The sequence below is a fragment of the Streptomyces marokkonensis genome (genome assembly GCF_039539045.1).
Classification (GTDB): Bacteria; Actinomycetota; Actinomycetes; order Streptomycetales; family Streptomycetaceae; genus Streptomyces; species Streptomyces marokkonensis.
In genome coordinates this window covers 49,712-65,965 of record NZ_BAABCQ010000012.1, presented here as the reverse complement: position 1 = coordinate 65,965, position 16,254 = coordinate 49,712, and the positions used below count along the sequence as shown (strand labels likewise).

Genomic DNA, 16,254 nt, shown 5'->3' with positions numbered 1-16,254 from the left:
TCATTACGGCGGCTTGTCACCTGTCCGTCAAGCACCATAAGGGCACAGGCCGTCAGTTCAAATCCCAAGCATCTTCGGTAAGGTAAGGCTTACCTGAAAATGCCCGTTGTCCCGACGTGGATCGGTGGTCCCGCATGCCTGTCACCCGCTCGGCCTTCACGGACGCCTACGCGCGTCTGTCCGAGGTCCTCCCGGGGCTGGGTGTCACCGAGCCGGCCACGGCCGGCGAGGTCCCGCGCGGCGGCGGATGGGTCGGCGCCGCCTCGCTCGCGGCGGGCGAGGCCGAGCTCGAGGCGTTCCTGGCCTGGGACGACGCCCAGGTCCTGCGGGACTACGGACAGCGGGCCCGGCCGGACGTGGTCGCGAGCTTCGGACTGCACCGGTACGCATGGCCGGCCTGCCTGCTGATCACCGTGCCGTGGTTCCTGCACCGCAGGGTGCCCCGCTGCCCCGTCACCCGTGTCGCCTACGACCGTTCCGCCGCCGGCCTTCCCCTCGGCCGGATGGCCGTGCGGCCCACCGGCTTCGCCTGTCTGCCCGGAGATCCGGCCGCCGCGCTGCCCGGCGCCCGCGTGGTCGCCGACGAGGAGGCGTTGCGGACCGAGGTACGGGCCGCCGTCGCCGAACATCTGGAACCCGTACTGGCGGGATTCGGACCGCGTATGCGGCGACGCGGACGCGCCCTGTGGGGCATGGCGACCGACGAGGTCGTCGAGGGCCTGTGGTACGTCGCCCATCTGCTCGGTGAACAGGAGCGGGCCCGGCACGAGCTGGAGCTGCTGCTGCCGGGCGCGACCAAGCCGTACGTCGGCGACGCCGCGTTCCGGGAGCTGAAGGGGCCGGACGGCGAGCCGCTGCACACCCGGGACCGGGCGAGCTGCTGCATGTTCTACACGCTGCGCCCCGAGGACACCTGCACCACCTGCCCGCGCACCTGCGACGCGGACCGCGTCAACAAGATGCTCGCCACGGCGAGTTGACACCTCCCGGGCGCGCCCACACTCACACGGACAGCTCCATTCGAACTCAACTGTCACCCATGAGACGGTAGTTCGAGCAGAATGTCACTCCAGAGATTCCCTCGCACCCTCTTGGCTGCCTCTTGCCCCGAAACCCCTTGGGGGCCACCGGGTTTGGGCCACCATGGCGGGCGTTACGCCCCATCCCAACGCGAGGGACCCCTAGATGAGATTGACCGACATATCGCTGAACTGGCTGCTTCCGGGCGCCGTGCTGCTCCTGGGCATGCTGGCGGCGGTGGCGGTGCTCGCGCGCGGCAAGCGTTCCTCGGGGAAGGACGCGGGCGCGGACGACTCGTGGGAGCGCATGGAGGATCGCCGCAGGCGCAAGGAGGCCCTCTACGGCAGCGTCTCCTACGTCCTGCTCTTCTGCTGCGCCGCGGTGGCCGCAGCGCTCTCCTTCCACGGTCTGGTCGGCTTCGGCGAGCAGAACCTCGGTCTGAGCGACGGCTGGCAGTACCTGGTTCCGTTCGGACTCGACGGGGCGGCGATGTTCTGCTCCGTCCTCGCCGTGCGCGAGGCCAGTCACGGCGACGCGGCGCTCGGCTCCCGCATACTCGTGTGGACCTTCGCGTTCGCGGCCGCCTGGTTCAACTGGGTGCACGCCCCTCGCGGCATCGGCCACGCGGGGGCCCCGCACTTCTTCGCGGGCATGTCCCTGTCGGCGGCGGTGCTGTTCGACCGGGCCCTGAAGCAGACCCGCCGGGCCGCCCTGCGCGAGCAGGGCCTGGTGCCGCGTCCCCTGCCGCAGATCCGCATGGTCCGCTGGCTACGGGCGCCCCGGGAGACGTACCGTGCCTGGTCACTGATGCTCCTGGAGGGCGTGCGCAGCCTCGACGAGGCGGTCGACGAGGTACGCGACGAGAGGCGTCAGAAGGAAGAGAAGAAGCTGCGGCGGCGCGAGCACGAACGTCTGGAGCGGGCGCAGCTGAAGGCGATCAGCCGAGGCCACGGCCCCCGGGGATTCCCCGGGCGCGGCGGCGGCCGACCGGTCGAGATCGAGGTGCAGCAGGTGGAGCGGGGCACCGAACGCGCCGCCGCGGAGCCTGCCATATCCACCCCGGAGCCACTGCCCGCGGGACGGCGTCCCTCCCTGCAGCCCGTGCGTCGCGAAGCTGACCAGGTCACCGTCGACCTGACCGCGGAGGACGACACCCAGGCCCTGCCGCGCCTGGACTCCCTGGAGCGGAAACTCAAGGATCTGGAGCAGCAGTTCGGCTAGGACGGCCCGTGGTGACGATCATTGAGGGCCGTCCTGGCCGGGCAGCGGAACCGTCACCCGGGCAGGGGGAACCTCCGCGGGGCGGGGGCGGTCACCCGGGCAGGGGGTACCGCGGGGCCGTCACCCGGGCAAGGGAAGCGTGACCGTGTGTCACGCCCCCCTCGTCGTTCACGCGGCCTCGGCGGCCAGTCGGAACCAGACCGACTTGCCCACCCCGTGCGGCCGTACGCCCCACGCGTCGGCGAGGGACTGCACCAGGACCAGTCCCCTGCCGTTCGTTCTCTCCTCCGGCTCGGGAGCCCTCGGCCCGGGCAGTCCGCCGACGAAGTCCCGTACCTCGACCCGCAGTCCGTCCGGCCCGACCGTCGCGGTCAGGACCGCGTCGTCGTCCGTGTGGACCAGCGCGTTGGTGACCAGTTCGCTGGTGAGCAGCTCGGCGATCTCCGACCGTCCGGGCCTGCCCCAGTGCCGCAGCAGGTCGCGCAGCGCCCGGCGCGCCTCGGGCACGGCCCGCAGGTCCGCCTGGGCGAGTCTGCACCTGAGCTGTGGCACCGCCCGCCTCTTCCTGTCCCCCGTCCTGGTGACGATGGCCTTTCCCTTCTCCTCGAATCCCCTCGAACACGTTCACGGGGGAATCCTTGCCCGGCCGGGACCCGGGCAGTCATGTCGATGCTCAACGACCGGTCGTTCGGCCACCGGAACGGCCGAAGTGGCCGGTTCCCGCCGGACGGACGGCGGGAATCGCCGGACAGGAGTCACCTGACTAGGGCCGCGGTACGTTGCGCAGATTCGAGCGGGCCATCTGGACCATGCGTCCGACACCGCCGTCCAGGACGATCTTCGAGGCGGACAGGGCGAAGCCGGTGACCATGTCGGCACTGATCTTCGGCGGGATCGACAGGGCGTTGGGGTCGGTCACGACGTCGACGAGGGCCGGCCCCTTGTGCCTGAACGCGGCCTTCAGCGCCCCGGCCAGGTCCTTGGGCTTCTCCACCCGCGCCCCGAAGGCGCCGCAGGCCTCGGCGACGGCGGCGAAGTCGGGGTTGACGTTGGCCACACCGTGCGAGGGCAGGCCCGCGACCAGCATCTCCAGCTCGACCATGCTGAGCGATGAGTTGTTGAAGAGGACGACCTTCACCGGCAGGTCGTGCTGGACGAGCGTGAGGAAGTCGCCCATCAGCATGGTGAAACCGCCGTCGCCGGACATGGAGACGACCTGCCGGCGCCGGTCGGTGAACTGGGCGCCGATCGCCATCGGAAGCGCGTTCGCCATCGAGCCGTGCGAGAAGGAGCCGATGACGCGCCGCCGCCCGTTGGGCGAGATGTAGCGGGCGGCCCAGACATTGCACATGCCGGTGTCCACGGTGAAGACCGCGTCGTCGTCGGCGGCCTCGTCCAACACGGCCGCGACGTACTCCGGATGGATCGGGACGTGCTTGTCGACCTTGCGCGTGTAGGCCTTGACGACGCCCTCCAGCGCGTCCGCGTGCTTCTTGAGCATCCGGTCGAGGAAGCGGCGGCTCTTCTTCTCCTTCACCCGCGGGATCAGGCAGCGCAGGGTCTCCTTCGCGTCGCCCCACACGGCGAGGTCCAGCTTGGAACGCCTGCCGAGGTGCTCGGGCCGGACGTCGATCTGGGCGATCTTCACGTCGTCGGGCAGGAAGGCGTTGTACGGAAAGTCCGTGCCGAGCAGGATCAGCAGGTCGCACTCGTTGGTGGCCTCGTAGGCCGCGCCGTAGCCGAGCAGCCCGCTCATTCCCACGTCGTACGGATTGTCGTACTGGATCCACTCCTTGCCCCGCAGGGCGTGCCCCACCGGGGACTTGATCTTCCCGGCGAACTCCATGACCTCGGCGTGCGCGCCCGCAGTGCCGGCGCCGCAGAACAGGGTGACCGTGTCGGCGTCGTCGATCAGCCGCACCAGCCTGTCGATCTCCTCGTCGCCCGGGCGGACGGTCGGCCGGGAGGTGACCAGGGCGGTCTCGGCCGCCTTCTCCGGCGCGGGTTCGTCGGCGATGTCGCCGGGCAGGGAGACGACGCTGACCCCGCCCAGGCCGACGGCGTGCTGGATGGCCGTCTGGAGCAGCCTGGGCATCTGCTTCGGGCTGGAGATCAGCTCGCTGTAGTGGCTGCACTCGCGGAACAGCCGGTCGGGATGGGTCTCCTGGAAGAAGCCGAGACCGATCTCGCTGGAGGGGATCTGCGAGGCGAGGGCGAGGACGGGGGCCATGGAGCGGTGCGCGTCGTAGAGGCCGTTGATGAGGTGGAGGTTGCCGGGGCCGCAGGAGCCGGCGCACGCGGTCAGCTTCCCGGTGATCTGGGCCTCCGCCCCGGCTGCGAAGGCGGCGGTCTCCTCGTGCCTCACATGCACCCAGTCGATGCCGGAGTGGCGGCGCACGGCGTCCACTACCGGGTTGAGGCTGTCGCCGACGACTCCGTAGAGGCGTTTGACTCCGGCGCGGGTGAGGATGTCGACGAACTGTTCCGCGACGTTCTGTTTGGCCATGGCTCCAGCTATGGCACAGCGGGCGCCGTCACGCCTCCCAGACGGCGGCGGCCGTACGGTCGTCGGCGTAGCCCTTGACCCGGACGCGGCTGTCGGCGAGGAACTCGGCGAGGCCGGGCGGAGTGCGGCCGGCCCATCGCCGCGCGAGAAGTTCACCCAGGCCGGGCTCGCTCAGCAGCGGTTCGGCGAGACCCGCCGTGCACATCAGGAGCACATCACCCGGGTGGGCTACGGAGGCGCGGAAGCGGAACGGCTCGCGGGGCGGCTCGGCGAGCGGTTCGTCGTACGGGCCGCGGGGTGTGGTGATGCCTAGGTCCATGGTGAGCCGTGCGCCTCCGGGCGTCCCGCTCGACGGGGCGCCCGGCTTCCCGTTCGGCTTCGGCCTCACGCCGGGCCTTCCGTTCGGCTGCGCGCTCGGCGTCGCGCTCGGCTCTCCGTTCGGCGTCGCGCTCGGCCTTCCGCCCGCCCCTTCCTCCGGCCCACCTGCCGCCCCTTCCTCCGGCCCGCCTGCCGCCCCTCCGTCCGGCCCGCCTGCCGCCCCTCCGTCCGGCCTTCCACCCGCCCCTTCGCTCGGCCTTCCGCCCGCCCTCTCGCTCGGCCTTCCGCTCGGTGGTGAGCCGAAGCCGACGACGGGCTCGCCCGTGACGGCGCCGGCACTCGGTTCCATGTCCTGCCAGGTGCCGTTCCGCAGCCGGAGCAGTCCGCCCGCGCCGACTCCGAAGAACACCCGCGTACGGCACTCGGGGTCGGCGGGCAGCAGCAGGCAGCGCAGGGTGGCGGCGTAGTCGTCCGGGGCAAGGCCCTGTTCGGCGGCGCCGGCGCGCAGTCTGCCGAGGCTGCGGTCGGTGAGCCGGTGCAGGCCGGACTTGAGGTCGCCGCGCCGGGCCGCTCGCAGATCCTCGGCCAGCCGGACGTGGCTGCGGCCCACGGCGCGGCCGATCCACTGGCACACCTCGGCGGCGGCGCGGTGCGCCCCGGCGGTCGCGCGGGCACCGGTGGCCATCGCCACCAGGACGAGTGCCTGATCCGCCGCGCCGAAGCGGGCGACGAGCAGCGCGTCGCGGCGCGGATCGCCCCGGTACCGCGCGGAGTCTCCCCGCACGGACACGGCCCGCAGCGTGCAGGTGCCGTACCGGGCGCCGTCCAGCACAGTGTCCGCCACCAGCCCGTCGAGCCCGTCCGGGTCGGCGGGCGGCAGCGCGGTGGGCTCGGCGTCGTAGGTCGGCGGCCCGGAGCCGACGTAGTCACACGCGAAGGGTGAGGCCTCGCCCGTGCCGTCCCGAGCCTGTGGGGGCAGGGGCGGTGGCGGCTGCGAGGGGAGGAACGGTGGCGGGAGCGGGGGCAGGTGGGGGGTGATCCTCGGCGGGGGCGGTGGTGCGCCGGGGGCCGACCGGGGGGCCTGGAGGGGCATGACGGGCGGCTCTGTGAGATCGGCGGGGCCGGCCCCCGCGGTGGTGCGCTCGTGCGGGCCCTGCCGGAGCCCGGTCGGCGGTGAAGGCGGAAGCGGCGGCAGCGGTGACGACGGCGGGGGTGCGGGCTGTACGGGGGCGGGTCGCCCCTCGGCCGGCGGCTGTGGGGGTGGGGGGCCGGGAGGGCCGGGGTCTTCCGCCTCGCTGACCGGATCGGTGGGAGCGGCGGGCGACGGCCCCCAGGGGTCCCCTGCCCGGGGCGGGCCGGGATACAGCGGGGAACGCGGAGAGCGCGGTGAATCGCTGCCTGGAAGGCCTTCCTCGACGTCTGGTGGACGTGCCGGCCGTACCGGCCGTGCGGTACGGGGAGCGGGGACGTCGGGGGGCTTTGCCGCCGTCCACCAAGGGGGATGGTCTTCGACCGGAGGTGGTTGCGGCGGTTCCGGCTCCTCCTCGGCCTCCCGACCCGGCCTGCCTGCCACCGTCCTCGCCGCCGAGGCGAAGCGGTCGTCCAGGGAATCCGGCGCGGCCGTGGGGCCCGTGTCGCCGGTGGAGTCGTCGTACAGCTGCCCCCACCAGTCGTCGTCATGACCGGTGGGCCTTGCCCCCTGCTGACTCATGCTCCTGATTGTCCACCGACGGAGCCGTATGAAAACGGGGCATCCGGAAAATCCGGCGCACCGGCGCGCGCCGGACGGCGTGTCGGGGGGATACCTCGAACGGTGTTGCGAAGCGGTGTGGCCGAGCGGTCCCACCCCCCACGGGAGAACCGCCCGGCGACGCCACATTGGCAGAGTGACCGGCGGTACGGCGATGATGTCCGGAGGCGGGTTCCCGCCGTGGCCTTTTTCCGCCACGGACGGTCGCGCGCGGGGTGATGGAGAGCTTGGTCTCGGGGAGGGACGACGCCTGATGTTGGGAGTTCTGGGAGTTCTGGGGCTGGAGGACACGCACGAGTCGGCATACCGTGCTCTGGTGTCGGTGGGCGCGGCCGACGTGCCCGATCTCGCCCGGCGGCTGGCGCTCGGCGAGCAGGACACCGAGCGGGCGCTGCGCCGGCTGGAACAGAACGGGCTCGCGGCCCAGTCCTCGGCCCGGCCCGGCCGCTGGGTCGCCGCGCCGCCGGGGGTGGCGCTGGGAGCGCTGCTCACCCAGCAGCGGCACGAGCTGGAGAAGGCCGAGCTGGCGGCGGCGCTGCTGGCCGAGGAGTACCGGGCGGCGGCGGCCGAGCCCGCCGTGCACGACCTGGTGGAGGTGGTGACCGGCGCCGCGGCGGTCGCCCAGCGCTTCCTCCAACTCCAGCTGGGGGCGAGCGAGGAGGTGTGCGCGCTGGTCACCGACAACCCGGTCGCCGTCACCGGCATGGAGAACGACGCGGAGGAACAGGCCACCGGACGCGGGGTCCGCTACCGCGTGGTGGTCGAGCGGTCGGTACTGGACCAGCCGAACGGCATCACGGAACTGACCGCCGCGCTGGGCCGCGAAGAGCAGGTACGGGTGGTGGACCAGGTGCCCACGAAGCTGGTGGTCGCCGACCGGGCACTCGCCCTGGTGCCGCTCACCGCGCGCTCCTCCGAGCCGGCCGCGCTGGTCGTGCATGCCAGCGGCCTGCTGGAGCTGCTGTCCGGCCTGTTCGAGTCGGTGTGGCGGGGCGCGTTGCCACTACGGCTCGGCGCGTCCGGCGTGCGCGAACACGACCCGGACGGACCCGACGGCACCGACCTGGAGATCCTCTCCCTGCTGCTGGCCGGCCTCACCGACGCGAGCGTCGCCAAGCAGCTCGACCTGGGTCTGCGGACCGTGCAGCGCAGGGTGAAGCGCCTGATGGAGCTGGCCGGGGTCACCACCCGGCTCCAGCTGGGCTGGCACGCGTACGAACGGGACTGGGTGGCCCGCACACCCTGACCCGGCCCCCGACCGCCGCGCCTCCTGCACACACCCGCCCGCGTTTCCGCTCCTCGCTCCGCCCGGACATCTGCGGACCGCTCCGGACTCCGGCACCCTGGACAGATGGGAGCGTGGGACCTCCTGCTGGCCGGCCTGGTCGTTCTGCTCGGGCTGTGCGGCGTCCTGCTGCCCGGCGTGCCCGGATCGTGGCTGGTGTGGGCCGGGGTGCTGTGGTGGGCCCTGAAGGATCCGCGGCCACTCGCGTGGGCGGTGCTCGTCGGTGCCACGATCGTTTTGCTGCTGTCCCGGGCGGTGCGCTGGACGCTGCCACCCCGGCGCCTGCGCGGGGACGACGCCACCGGCCGCGTCATGGCGTACGCGGGCGCGGGCGCCTTCCTCGGCTTCGTCCTGCTCCCCGTTCTCGGCGCGATCCCCGGCTTCGTCGGCGGCATCTACCTCGCCGAGCGGTTGCGGCTCGGCCGGCACGGCGAGGCGAGGGCGGCGCTGCGCACGGTGATGCGCTCGGGCGGCTCCAGTGTGCTGACGGAGTTGTTCCCCTGCCTGCTGATCACCGGGGCGTGGCTGGGGGCGGTGCTGGCCGGCTAGCCGCGGGCGCTCTCCAGGGTGAGCAGGCGTGTCTTGCGTTCCAGGCCGCCCGCGTATCCGGTCAGGGACCCGTCCGCGCCGATCACCCGGTGGCAGGGGCGCAGGATCAGCAGCGGGTTGGCCCCGATCGCGCCGCCGACCGCGCGTACCGCTGGGCGGGAGGCCCCGATCCGCGCGGCGATCTCACCGTACGTGGTGGTCGTCCCGTAGGACACGGCGTCCAGGGCGCCCCACACGCGTTCCCGGAAGGCGGTGCCCTCGGCACGCAGCGGCAGCCGGAACTCCGTCAGCTCCCCGGCGAAGTAGGCGGCGAGCTGCTCCTCGGCCACCCGGAAGGGGCCGGTGTCGTGTCGCCAGCCGTCCTGGACGCTCCGGCCGCCCTTCTGCCCGGGCACGGAGAGCGAGGTGAGCGCGCCGTCCGGGGCCGCGGTGAGGAGCAGCCGGCCGACGGGGCTGTCGGTCTCGGTCCAGTACGTCGTGGTCGTGGTGGTGGTCGTCATCGGTGCTGCTCCCGTTCTCCCGCTGCGCGCAGGTGGTTCAGTGCGTAGGAGCGCCAGGGGCGCCAGGTGTCGGGCACGGCGACGCCGGGCGGGGCGACGTCCGGGTCGCCGAGGGCGCGGGTGCGGACGACGGCGGCCGTACGGGCGTCCAGACCGGGCACGGCGAGCAGCGCGCGCTCGGCGTCCGCACGGTCGGCCCCCGGGTCCAGGCGTACGGCGCCGTCGGCGAGGGCGGCGGTGAGTACCCCCAGGGTGCCGTCCGGTTCGGCCCCGGCGAGGACGGCCGGTTCGGGGAAGAGGTGGGTGAGGGCGCCGCACGGCGCGTCCAGCCTCTTGCCGTACCTCCGCACCAGCCGCTCGGCCGCGGCCCGCCCTGCCAGGGCACGGACGGCGAGTTCGTCGGGGTCGGCGGTGCCCGGTGAGCGCAGCCCGGGGCGGGCGGCGACCAGCGGGGCGAGCCGGGGGTCGGCGCCGAGCCGCTCGTCGACGGCGTACGGGTCGGCGTCGAGGTCGAACAGCCGCCGCAGCCGCTGGACGGAGGTGGTCAGGTCGCGGAGGTCGGTGAGGTGGAGGCGGGCGTCGAGCCAGCCGCCGCTGCCGGTGCGCGGGTCGCCGGGCCGCTCGTCGACGGCGACGATTCCGGTGCCGTACGGCAGGCGCAGGGTGCGCCGGTAGACGCGGTGGCCCGGCGGTCCGCTCACCTCCTCGACGCCCGTCACGGCCTCCAGATGGAGCAGGTCGAAGACGGGGCCGGGCTGGTAGGGGCCGCGGTGGGCGAGCCGCAGCGGGATTCCGGCGGACGGGGTGGCGGCCCGCCGGGAGGTCGCCCTGTCGCGGGCGGGGGCGGTGGCGCGCAACGTGCTCGGGGTGGCGGCGTAGACGGCCCGGATCGTGTCGTTGAACTGCCGCACGCTGGCGAACCCCGACGCGAACGCGATCTCGGTGACCGGCAGGCCGGTGGTCTGCAGCAGGACGCGCGCGGTGTGCGCCCGCTGGGCGCGGGCCAGGGCCACGGGTCCGGCGCCGAGCTCGGCGGTGAGCTGCCGCTGCACCTGGCGGGCGCTGTAGCCGAGCCGGCCGGCGAGCCCGGTGACGCCCTCCCGGTCGACGACTCCGTCGCCGATCAGCCGCATCGCCCTGCCGACGACGTCGGCACGGACGTTCCAGTCCGCCGAGCCGGGCACGGCGTCCGGACGGCACCGCCGGCAGGCCCGGAAACCCGAGCACTGCGCGGCGGCGGCCGTCGCGAAGAACCGCACGTTGCGCCGCTTCGGCGTGACCGCCGGACAGCTGGGCCGACAGTAGATGCCGGTCGTCTCGACGGCGAAGAAGAACGCACCGTCGAACCGGGCGTCCCGGCTGCGCACGGCCTCGTACCTGCTGTCCTCGTGCGGCTCGTGCGGCTGCTCAGCCGCCTCGTGCCACGCCTTCTCCCTCATGTGCTCCCTCACGCTGTCCAGTCTCCGCCAGGCCGGGACACCGGGCTGGCGGATATCGGACATCGCGCCGGAAGCCGTGACGGAGGCCATGCCGGACACGCGTCGGAGTCCGGCCGGGAAGGAGCTGCCGCTACCGCACGCGGCCCCGCTTGGCCTCCATCGCCGCCTTGCCGATGGCGCCCCGGCGCTTCCACTCCTTCCGCAGCTCGGCCCGCGCCCGGGCGTCGGTCTTGGCGATGATGCGCTGGTTCTCCCGCATGAGCTTGCGGTAGCTCTCCAGCCGCCGTACCGACAGCTCACCGGTGTCGATGGCGACGACGACGGCGCAGCCCGGCTCGCTCTCGTGGGCGCAGTCGTGGAACCGGCAGCCACGGGCCAGCTCCTCGATCTCGGCGAACACCTGCCCGACCCCGGTACTCGCGTCCCAGAGCCCGACGCCCCGCAGCCCGGGGGTGTCGATCAGCACGCCCCCGCCGGGCATCACGAGGAGGTTGCGGGTGGTGGTGGTGTGCCGGCCCTTGCCGTCGACGTCCCGGACGGCCTGTACGTCCATGGTGTCCTCGCCGAGCAATGCGTTGGCGAGGGTGGACTTGCCCGCCCCGGACTGCCCGAGCAGCACCGCCGTACCGCCGGCGACGACGGCGGCGAGGACGTCGAGCCCTTCCCCCTGCTCGGCGCTGACGGACAGCACCGGCACGCCGGGCGCGGCGGTCTCCACGTCCTGGACGAGGTGCGCCAGGGTCACCGGATCGGGGACGAGGTCGGCCTTGGTGAGCACGACCAGGGGCTGCGCCCCGGACTCCCAGGCGAGCGCGAGGAACCGTTCGATCCGGGCGAGTTCGAGCTCGGCCGCGAGCGACACGGCGACGATCGCGTGGTCGACGTTGGCCGCGAGGATCTGCCCCTCGGACCGCTTGGAGGAGGTGGAGCGCACGAACGCCGTACGGCGGGGCAGATACGTGCGCACGTAGCGCGGGTTGCCGTCCGCTTCGACGGCGACCCAGTCGCCGGTGCAGACGACGCGCAGCGGGTCGTGCGGAGTGACGAAGGCGGTGTCGGCCCGCAGGACTCCGTCGGCGGTGACGACGTCGCACTGCCCGCGGTCGACCCGTACCACCCGGCCGGGGACGAGCTCCTGGGCGGCGTACGGGGCGAACTCGGCCTCCCAGCCCTCGTCCCAGCCATAGGCGGCGAGGACCTGCTGAGCGCCGGAAGGGGAAGACGTGTCGAGTGAGGCGTTGAACAAGGGGGGCCCTTCGAAGGGTGGCCCCGGCTGCGCGCTCCGCGCGGAAGTCGAGTGGGTGTCAGCCGGAGACCACAGGGGTGGGAAGGATGAACTCCTGAATGCGGGCCGTGCCCGTCACCGTGACAGTCATCAACGTCCTCACCTCCTGCTTCTTCGAGACGAACCGACACCGTCCCTTCGGGAACGGCTGAGCAGCACCATAGCCTCGCCCCGGGGAGCGGCACCACCGATTAATCTGCACCGGTTCGTACCGCGGCACACGCCGAGGCCACAGCAGCAGCCGACCGGAGTCGAGCCAGAAGCCGCCCTCGTGAACAGAGCCACGTTCCGGGCGTTTTCGAGCGCTCGGCGAGAGGGGCGGCTCCTTGCTCAGCGGTGTCGGTCACACCGCGTGAAGGAATTCACCTACCACCGCGGTGAACTCGTCTGCCTTCTCGAAGAACACGACGTGTCCGGCGTCGATCTCGGCATAGGTGCTGTGTGGAATCACCTCGTGAAGGACGCGGCTGTGCTCGATGGGGACGGTGGCGTCCTGCGTGCCGCCGAGCACCAGGGTCGATGCCTGGATACGGGGCAGCAGGTGGCGGATGTCGACGCGGGTGTCGAGGTCGACGTGGCGCAGGGTGCCCGGAGTGGGCGGCATGTTGGGTATCAACCCTTCCACCTGGTCGCGGCCGATGGTGTTGAGGAAGGCGCGGCTGAAGCCGGTCATGGTGACGCTGCGGCCGAAGGCGGCCGGATCGCTGTCGCCAAGCTGCTGCCAGAGCGTGAACAGGTTGCGCAGGTATTCGTCGCTGTCGGTGTGCGCCCAGCCGGCGACCAGAACGAGCCGCCGTACGAGGTCGGGCCGCAGCGCGGCCACGGCCGCGGTGACCGCGGTGCCCATGGAGAAGCCGAGCAGGTCCACGGGGCCCGCGCCGGTGTCCTCGATGACTGCGATCACCTGCGCGGCAAGTCGCTCGACGGTCAGCGGTTCGCCGGCGTCGGTGGTCTGTTCGGTGCCGGACAGATCCGGCGTGATCACCGTGTGTGCGGCGGCGAACCGAGGGGCGATCTCCCCCCAGGTGAGCGCGGCACCCGCGGAGCCGGTGCCGTGCACGAGGACCAGGGTGGGACCGGTGCCGGTGATCTCGTAGTGAACCTGGGCGTCAGCGACGGTGACGGTGGCCATGGTGGAACCTCCTCGACTGGGAACAACGGTCACCGCGAGGTCGGGTGCTCCCGCCCTGCGGTGTCACCACCGTGCCGGTGAACGGCCAGGGGCGGCAGAGACCTGCTCACCCTGGGATCGGCAGTCCCTGGTTCGGCTCGGCCCACTCGTGCAGGATGACCGTCATGCCGATCAACCGTCGCGAGCTTGCCGACTTCCTGCGGAGCCGAAGGGACCGGGTGCGCCCGCAGGACGTGGGACTGACGCCCGGCCCCCGGCGGCGGACACCGGGACTACGGCGGGAGGAAGTCGTTCAGTTGGCCGGGATGTCGGCCGACTACTACATCCGCTTGGAGCAGGCGCGCGGGCCGCAGCCCTCCGCGTCCATGCTGGCCGCGCTCGCCCGCGCCCTGCGTCTGTCCGCGGACGAACGGGACCACCTCTACGTACTGGCGGGTCACCCGCCGCCCGCGGCCCGCACCGGCACCGGCCACGTCGGCCCGGGCCTGCTGCACCTGCTCGACCAGTTGCCGCACACCCCGGCCCAGGTACTGAGCGATCTCGGTGACGTCCTCGCCCAGAACACCATCGCCGAGGCCCTGTTCGGCGGGGTGTGCACAGTCTCCGAGCACGGCCGCAACGTCGTCTGGCGCTGGTTCACCTCCCCTGTCGTCCGGGCCGCCTACCCGCCAAAGGAGCACCACCACTACAGCCGTCTGCACGTCGCCGATCTGCGGGCCGCGGTGACACGGCGCGGCACCGACGCCGAGGCGACCCGGCTCCTGGAGCGCCTGCGCACGGCCAGCGAGGAGTTTCGCGAGCTGTGGGAACTGCACGAGGTCGCGGTGCGCAGGCACACCCGGATGCGGATCCTTCACGACGAACTCGGTGCCATCGACCTCGATTGCCAGGTGCTGCTGGCTCCCGAGGGCGACCACCGCCTCGCCCTGCACACCCCGCCGCCCGGCAGCGACACAGCCGGCCGCCTCGCGCTCCTCCAGGTCATCGGCACCGAACGGTTCCGCGAAGTCGATCCCGGCCGGAGCTGATTCGGCGTCGTCGACCTGCGGCCCGGGAAGCACCACCCGTCAAAACCCGGGAGGGGCGGGCACGCGGTGGGCCAGGAACCCCGGCTCACCGACGCGCCACTTCGGCAGCCGCGTGCCGTCCGAGCTCGGCGCCGGCGCGGTGGGCTGATCCGGGTCAGATCGTGCCCCCCGGGTCGGCCACCCCGGTTTCGAAGGCCCGTACGACCGCCTGGGTGCGGTTGCCGACACCCAGCTTGGACAGCACGTTGCCCACATGGGTCTTCACGGTCTCCAGACTCAACACCAGTTGGACGGCGATGTCCTGGTTGGACAGCCCCCGAGCCATGAGCCGGAGCGTCTCGGTCTCACGGCCGGTGAGCGCGGCGGTCACGGCGGCGTCCCGTCGTACGGGCCGGCCGACGGCCATCCGGCGGACCGCGTCCGGGAACAGCACGGAGTCGCCGGCCGTCACCAACCGGATGGCGTGCGCGATCTGCTGTGCCGGGGCCCGCTTGCGGATGAACCCGCTGGCGCCCGCCCGCAGGGCGTCCCAGACGTACTCGTCGTTCTCGAACGTGGTGATCACCACGACCTTCGGGGGGTCGGGCAGCGTCCGCAGGCGCCGGGTGGCTTCGATGCCGTTCACTCGCGGCATGCGCACATCCATCAGCACCACATCCGGTCGCAGCCGGGTCACCGCGGCCACGACCTCGGCCCCGTCGGTGGCCTCGCCCACCACGTCCAGGTCGGGCTTGGCCGACAGCAGTGTCCGCAGGCCGGTACGGGTCAGCTCGTCGTCGTCCACGACGAGCACGGTCACGGGCGGATCGACGTACTGGCCCGGCGCGTTGGAGACGTTCATGAAACTGACCGTAGCGGTATCCGGGCCATTATCCGCCAGTGTGTTTCCCCCACGTCCCCGCCGTCGCTGCCGGCACTGTCCACCACCCCGACGTGTATCTCCCCCCGAAGCAGCCGCACTCGATCCTTGATCCCCTTCACACCATGGCCCCCGCGCCGCTGTCGGGCAGGTGCCCCCGCACCCACCGGATTGATCAGCTCCATCTCCAGCCACCCGTCCCGCACCGTCGTCCGCAGCCGGATCCCGTCCTTCCCACCGTGCCGCATGGCATTGGTCAGCCCTTCCTGGACGACGCGGTACGCCTCCCGCGACACCGTGGCCGGCACTCGGGACAGGTCGCCCTGGACCTCCACCGCCAGCTCCGCACCCGTTCCGCGGACTTGCTCCACCAGCGGGCCCAGGTCCGCGAGGGTCGGCCGGGGCGCTGTGGACGGCCGTTCCTCCCGCAGCATCCCGAGGACATGGTCGAGATCGTCCATGGCGGCCCTGGAGGTCTCCTCGATGTTGTTCAGCGCGCGCCTGGCCCCGGCCGGGTCGGTGCCCATCAGCTCCACTGCCACGGCCGCCTGGATCGTGGACGCCGTCAGGGTGTGGCCGATCGAGTCGTGCAACTCCTGGGCCAGCCGGTTCCGCTGGGCCAGCAGGTTCATCCGCTCCTCGGCGGCGGCCAGCCGCTCGCCGAGCCGGTGGCCGAGGAACACCGGCGCGAGCGGCCGGAGCACGGCCGCGCCGCCGAGAGAGCCCCCGACCGCCAGCGCCAGACATCCCAGGGCCGGCAGCAACGCCCACGCTCCCCGCCAACCCTCCCCGATCCGCAGGGACAGCCCGAACACGGCCATGCGCTCCTCACCGCCCAGCCAGACGGCGGGAAACGCGACCGCTGCGAAAGCGGCCACGCACGAGACCGCGGTCACCACCCCACCGAGCACCATGTGCAGCACCAGCCACACCGACGTGCGCAGCCGGTTGTCCCAGCGCCGTCCCGTCGTGTCCAGCGGCGCGGGCAGGCCGGCCCCCAGCAGCCCATTGGCCAGCCGCACGCTCACGCGCCTGACCGTCAGAGGGGAGCCCATGGCCACGGTCACCACGGCGAACGCGAGCACGAAGCCCAGCACGCGGAATTCCGCCGGCCACCTCGGAGGTGCGAACAGGATCGCCGCCGTCAGCGGCGGAAGGCTCATGGCCGTGCCCAGCGCCGCGTACATCCAGCCCCGGAACACGGTCCCGCGCGAAGGCGGGCGAATTGATTTACGCACGGTCGGACCGTACCTGCGTGCCACGCCCGGCCGCCTCCCCCGAAAGTGCCAGAACTCCTCCCGACAACGGGGGAACCTGATTGGCTCCTGGTGGTGATACGCATCCTCCTGCCGAATGCGAGGG

Annotated in this window: 14 protein-coding genes; 5 read left to right on the top strand and 9 right to left on the bottom strand. The window is 72.6% G+C overall.

Going from position 1 to position 16,254, the window contains the following annotated elements:
• The first annotated feature begins 134 nt into the window (after nucleotides 1-134).
• The gene (locus ABEA26_RS04910; protein ID WP_345589553.1) at nucleotides 135-980 is read left to right on the top strand and encodes a (2Fe-2S)-binding protein; all 846 of its coding nucleotides are present in this window, start codon (nucleotides 135-137) and stop codon (nucleotides 978-980) included.
• Between the two features lie 205 nt (nucleotides 981-1,185).
• The gene (locus ABEA26_RS04905) at nucleotides 1,186-2,241 is read left to right on the top strand and encodes a DUF2637 domain-containing protein (protein ID WP_345589551.1); all 1,056 of its coding nucleotides are present in this window, start codon (nucleotides 1,186-1,188) and stop codon (nucleotides 2,239-2,241) included.
• A 168-nt stretch (nucleotides 2,242-2,409) separates the two neighbouring features.
• Here the strand turns inward: ABEA26_RS04905 and ABEA26_RS04900 are convergent, their stop codons facing one another.
• From ABEA26_RS04900 to ABEA26_RS04890, 3 genes are all read right to left on the bottom strand, one after another.
• Nucleotides 2,410-2,793, bottom strand: coding sequence for an ATP-binding protein (locus tag ABEA26_RS04900; protein WP_345589549.1), 384 nt, complete (start codon nucleotides 2,791-2,793; stop codon nucleotides 2,410-2,412).
• 211 nt (nucleotides 2,794-3,004) lie between these two features.
• Entirely contained in the window at nucleotides 3,005-4,747 is a 1,743-nt protein-coding gene (locus ABEA26_RS04895; RefSeq protein WP_345589547.1) for a pyruvate dehydrogenase, read from the bottom strand.
• A gap of 28 nt (nucleotides 4,748-4,775) precedes the next feature.
• The gene (locus ABEA26_RS04890; protein ID WP_425587784.1) at nucleotides 4,776-6,158 is read right to left on the bottom strand and encodes a protein phosphatase 2C domain-containing protein; all 1,383 of its coding nucleotides are present in this window, start codon (nucleotides 6,156-6,158) and stop codon (nucleotides 4,776-4,778) included.
• A gap of 910 nt (nucleotides 6,159-7,068) precedes the next feature.
• Here ABEA26_RS04890 and ABEA26_RS04885 point away from each other — a divergent pair.
• Both ABEA26_RS04885 and ABEA26_RS04880 read left to right on the top strand, forming a co-directional pair.
• The gene (locus tag ABEA26_RS04885; RefSeq protein ID WP_345589543.1) at nucleotides 7,069-8,061 is read left to right on the top strand and encodes a helix-turn-helix domain-containing protein; all 993 of its coding nucleotides are present in this window, start codon (nucleotides 7,069-7,071) and stop codon (nucleotides 8,059-8,061) included.
• Nucleotides 8,062-8,166: 105 nt separating this feature from the next.
• Nucleotides 8,167-8,649, top strand: coding sequence for a DUF456 domain-containing protein (locus ABEA26_RS04880; RefSeq protein WP_345589541.1), 483 nt, complete (start codon nucleotides 8,167-8,169; stop codon nucleotides 8,647-8,649).
• Here the strand turns inward: ABEA26_RS04880 and ABEA26_RS04875 are convergent.
• The 4 genes from ABEA26_RS04875 to ABEA26_RS04860 form a co-directional block, all read right to left on the bottom strand.
• Entirely contained in the window at nucleotides 8,646-9,149 is a 504-nt protein-coding gene (locus ABEA26_RS04875) for a methylated-DNA--[protein]-cysteine S-methyltransferase (RefSeq protein WP_345589539.1), read from the bottom strand. The genes ABEA26_RS04880 and ABEA26_RS04875 overlap by 4 nt on opposite strands.
• Nucleotides 9,146-10,588 carry a DNA-3-methyladenine glycosylase 2 family protein gene (locus ABEA26_RS04870; RefSeq protein WP_345589568.1) on the bottom strand — a complete coding sequence of 481 codons (1,443 nt, stop codon included), beginning with the start codon at nucleotides 10,586-10,588 and terminating at the stop codon, nucleotides 9,146-9,148. Before ABEA26_RS04870 ends, ABEA26_RS04875 begins: the two co-directional genes overlap by 4 nt.
• 130 nt (nucleotides 10,589-10,718) lie before the next feature.
• Entirely contained in the window at nucleotides 10,719-11,834 is a 1,116-nt protein-coding gene (gene rsgA / locus ABEA26_RS04865; RefSeq protein ID WP_345589537.1) for a ribosome small subunit-dependent GTPase A, read from the bottom strand.
• A gap of 382 nt (nucleotides 11,835-12,216) precedes the next feature.
• On the bottom strand, nucleotides 12,217-13,005 hold the full coding sequence (locus ABEA26_RS04860; RefSeq protein ID WP_345589535.1) for an alpha/beta fold hydrolase: 789 nt from the start codon (nucleotides 13,003-13,005) through the stop codon (nucleotides 12,217-12,219).
• A 164-nt stretch (nucleotides 13,006-13,169) separates the two neighbouring features.
• Between ABEA26_RS04860 and ABEA26_RS04855 the strand changes: the two genes are divergently transcribed.
• Nucleotides 13,170-14,033 (top strand): MmyB family transcriptional regulator, encoded by an 864-nt coding sequence (locus ABEA26_RS04855; RefSeq protein ID WP_345589534.1) that lies wholly within the window; start codon nucleotides 13,170-13,172, stop codon nucleotides 14,031-14,033.
• 154 nt (nucleotides 14,034-14,187) lie between these two features.
• On the opposite strand, the gene ABEA26_RS04850 is transcribed toward ABEA26_RS04855, so the two are convergent.
• Both ABEA26_RS04850 and ABEA26_RS04845 read right to left on the bottom strand, forming a co-directional pair.
• Nucleotides 14,188-14,874 carry a response regulator transcription factor gene (locus tag ABEA26_RS04850; protein WP_345589532.1) on the bottom strand — a complete coding sequence of 229 codons (687 nt, stop codon included), beginning with the start codon at nucleotides 14,872-14,874 and terminating at the stop codon, nucleotides 14,188-14,190.
• On the bottom strand, nucleotides 14,871-16,130 hold the full coding sequence (locus ABEA26_RS04845) for a sensor histidine kinase (RefSeq protein WP_345589530.1): 1,260 nt from the start codon (nucleotides 16,128-16,130) through the stop codon (nucleotides 14,871-14,873). The genes ABEA26_RS04850 and ABEA26_RS04845 overlap by 4 nt, the downstream gene beginning before the upstream one ends.
• Between the last annotated feature and the right edge of the window lie 124 nt (nucleotides 16,131-16,254).

Excerpts from the sequence above, each read along its gene's own strand:
- ABEA26_RS04910 (WP_345589553.1), top strand. The coding sequence starts at position 135 with ATGCCTGTCACCCGCTCGGCCTTCACGGACGCCTACGCGCGTCTGTCC.
- ABEA26_RS04905 (WP_345589551.1), top strand. The coding sequence starts at position 1,186 with ATGAGATTGACCGACATATCGCTGAACTGGCTGCTTCCGGGCGCCGTG.
- ABEA26_RS04895 (WP_345589547.1), bottom strand. The coding sequence starts at position 4,747 with ATGGCCAAACAGAACGTCGCGGAACAGTTCGTCGACATCCTCACCCGC.
- ABEA26_RS04890 (WP_425587784.1), bottom strand. The coding sequence starts at position 6,158 with ATGCCCCTCCAGGCCCCCCGGTCGGCCCCCGGCGCACCACCGCCCCCG.
- ABEA26_RS04885 (WP_345589543.1), top strand. The coding sequence starts at position 7,069 with ATGTTGGGAGTTCTGGGAGTTCTGGGGCTGGAGGACACGCACGAGTCG.
- ABEA26_RS04880 (WP_345589541.1), top strand. The coding sequence starts at position 8,167 with ATGGGAGCGTGGGACCTCCTGCTGGCCGGCCTGGTCGTTCTGCTCGGG.
- ABEA26_RS04875 (WP_345589539.1), bottom strand. The coding sequence starts at position 9,149 with ATGACGACCACCACCACGACCACGACGTACTGGACCGAGACCGACAGC.
- ABEA26_RS04870 (WP_345589568.1), bottom strand. The coding sequence starts at position 10,588 with ATGAGGGAGAAGGCGTGGCACGAGGCGGCTGAGCAGCCGCACGAGCCG.
- ABEA26_RS04860 (WP_345589535.1), bottom strand. The coding sequence starts at position 13,005 with ATGGCCACCGTCACCGTCGCTGACGCCCAGGTTCACTACGAGATCACC.
- ABEA26_RS04855 (WP_345589534.1), top strand. The coding sequence starts at position 13,170 with ATGCCGATCAACCGTCGCGAGCTTGCCGACTTCCTGCGGAGCCGAAGG.
- ABEA26_RS04850 (WP_345589532.1), bottom strand. The coding sequence starts at position 14,874 with ATGAACGTCTCCAACGCGCCGGGCCAGTACGTCGATCCGCCCGTGACC.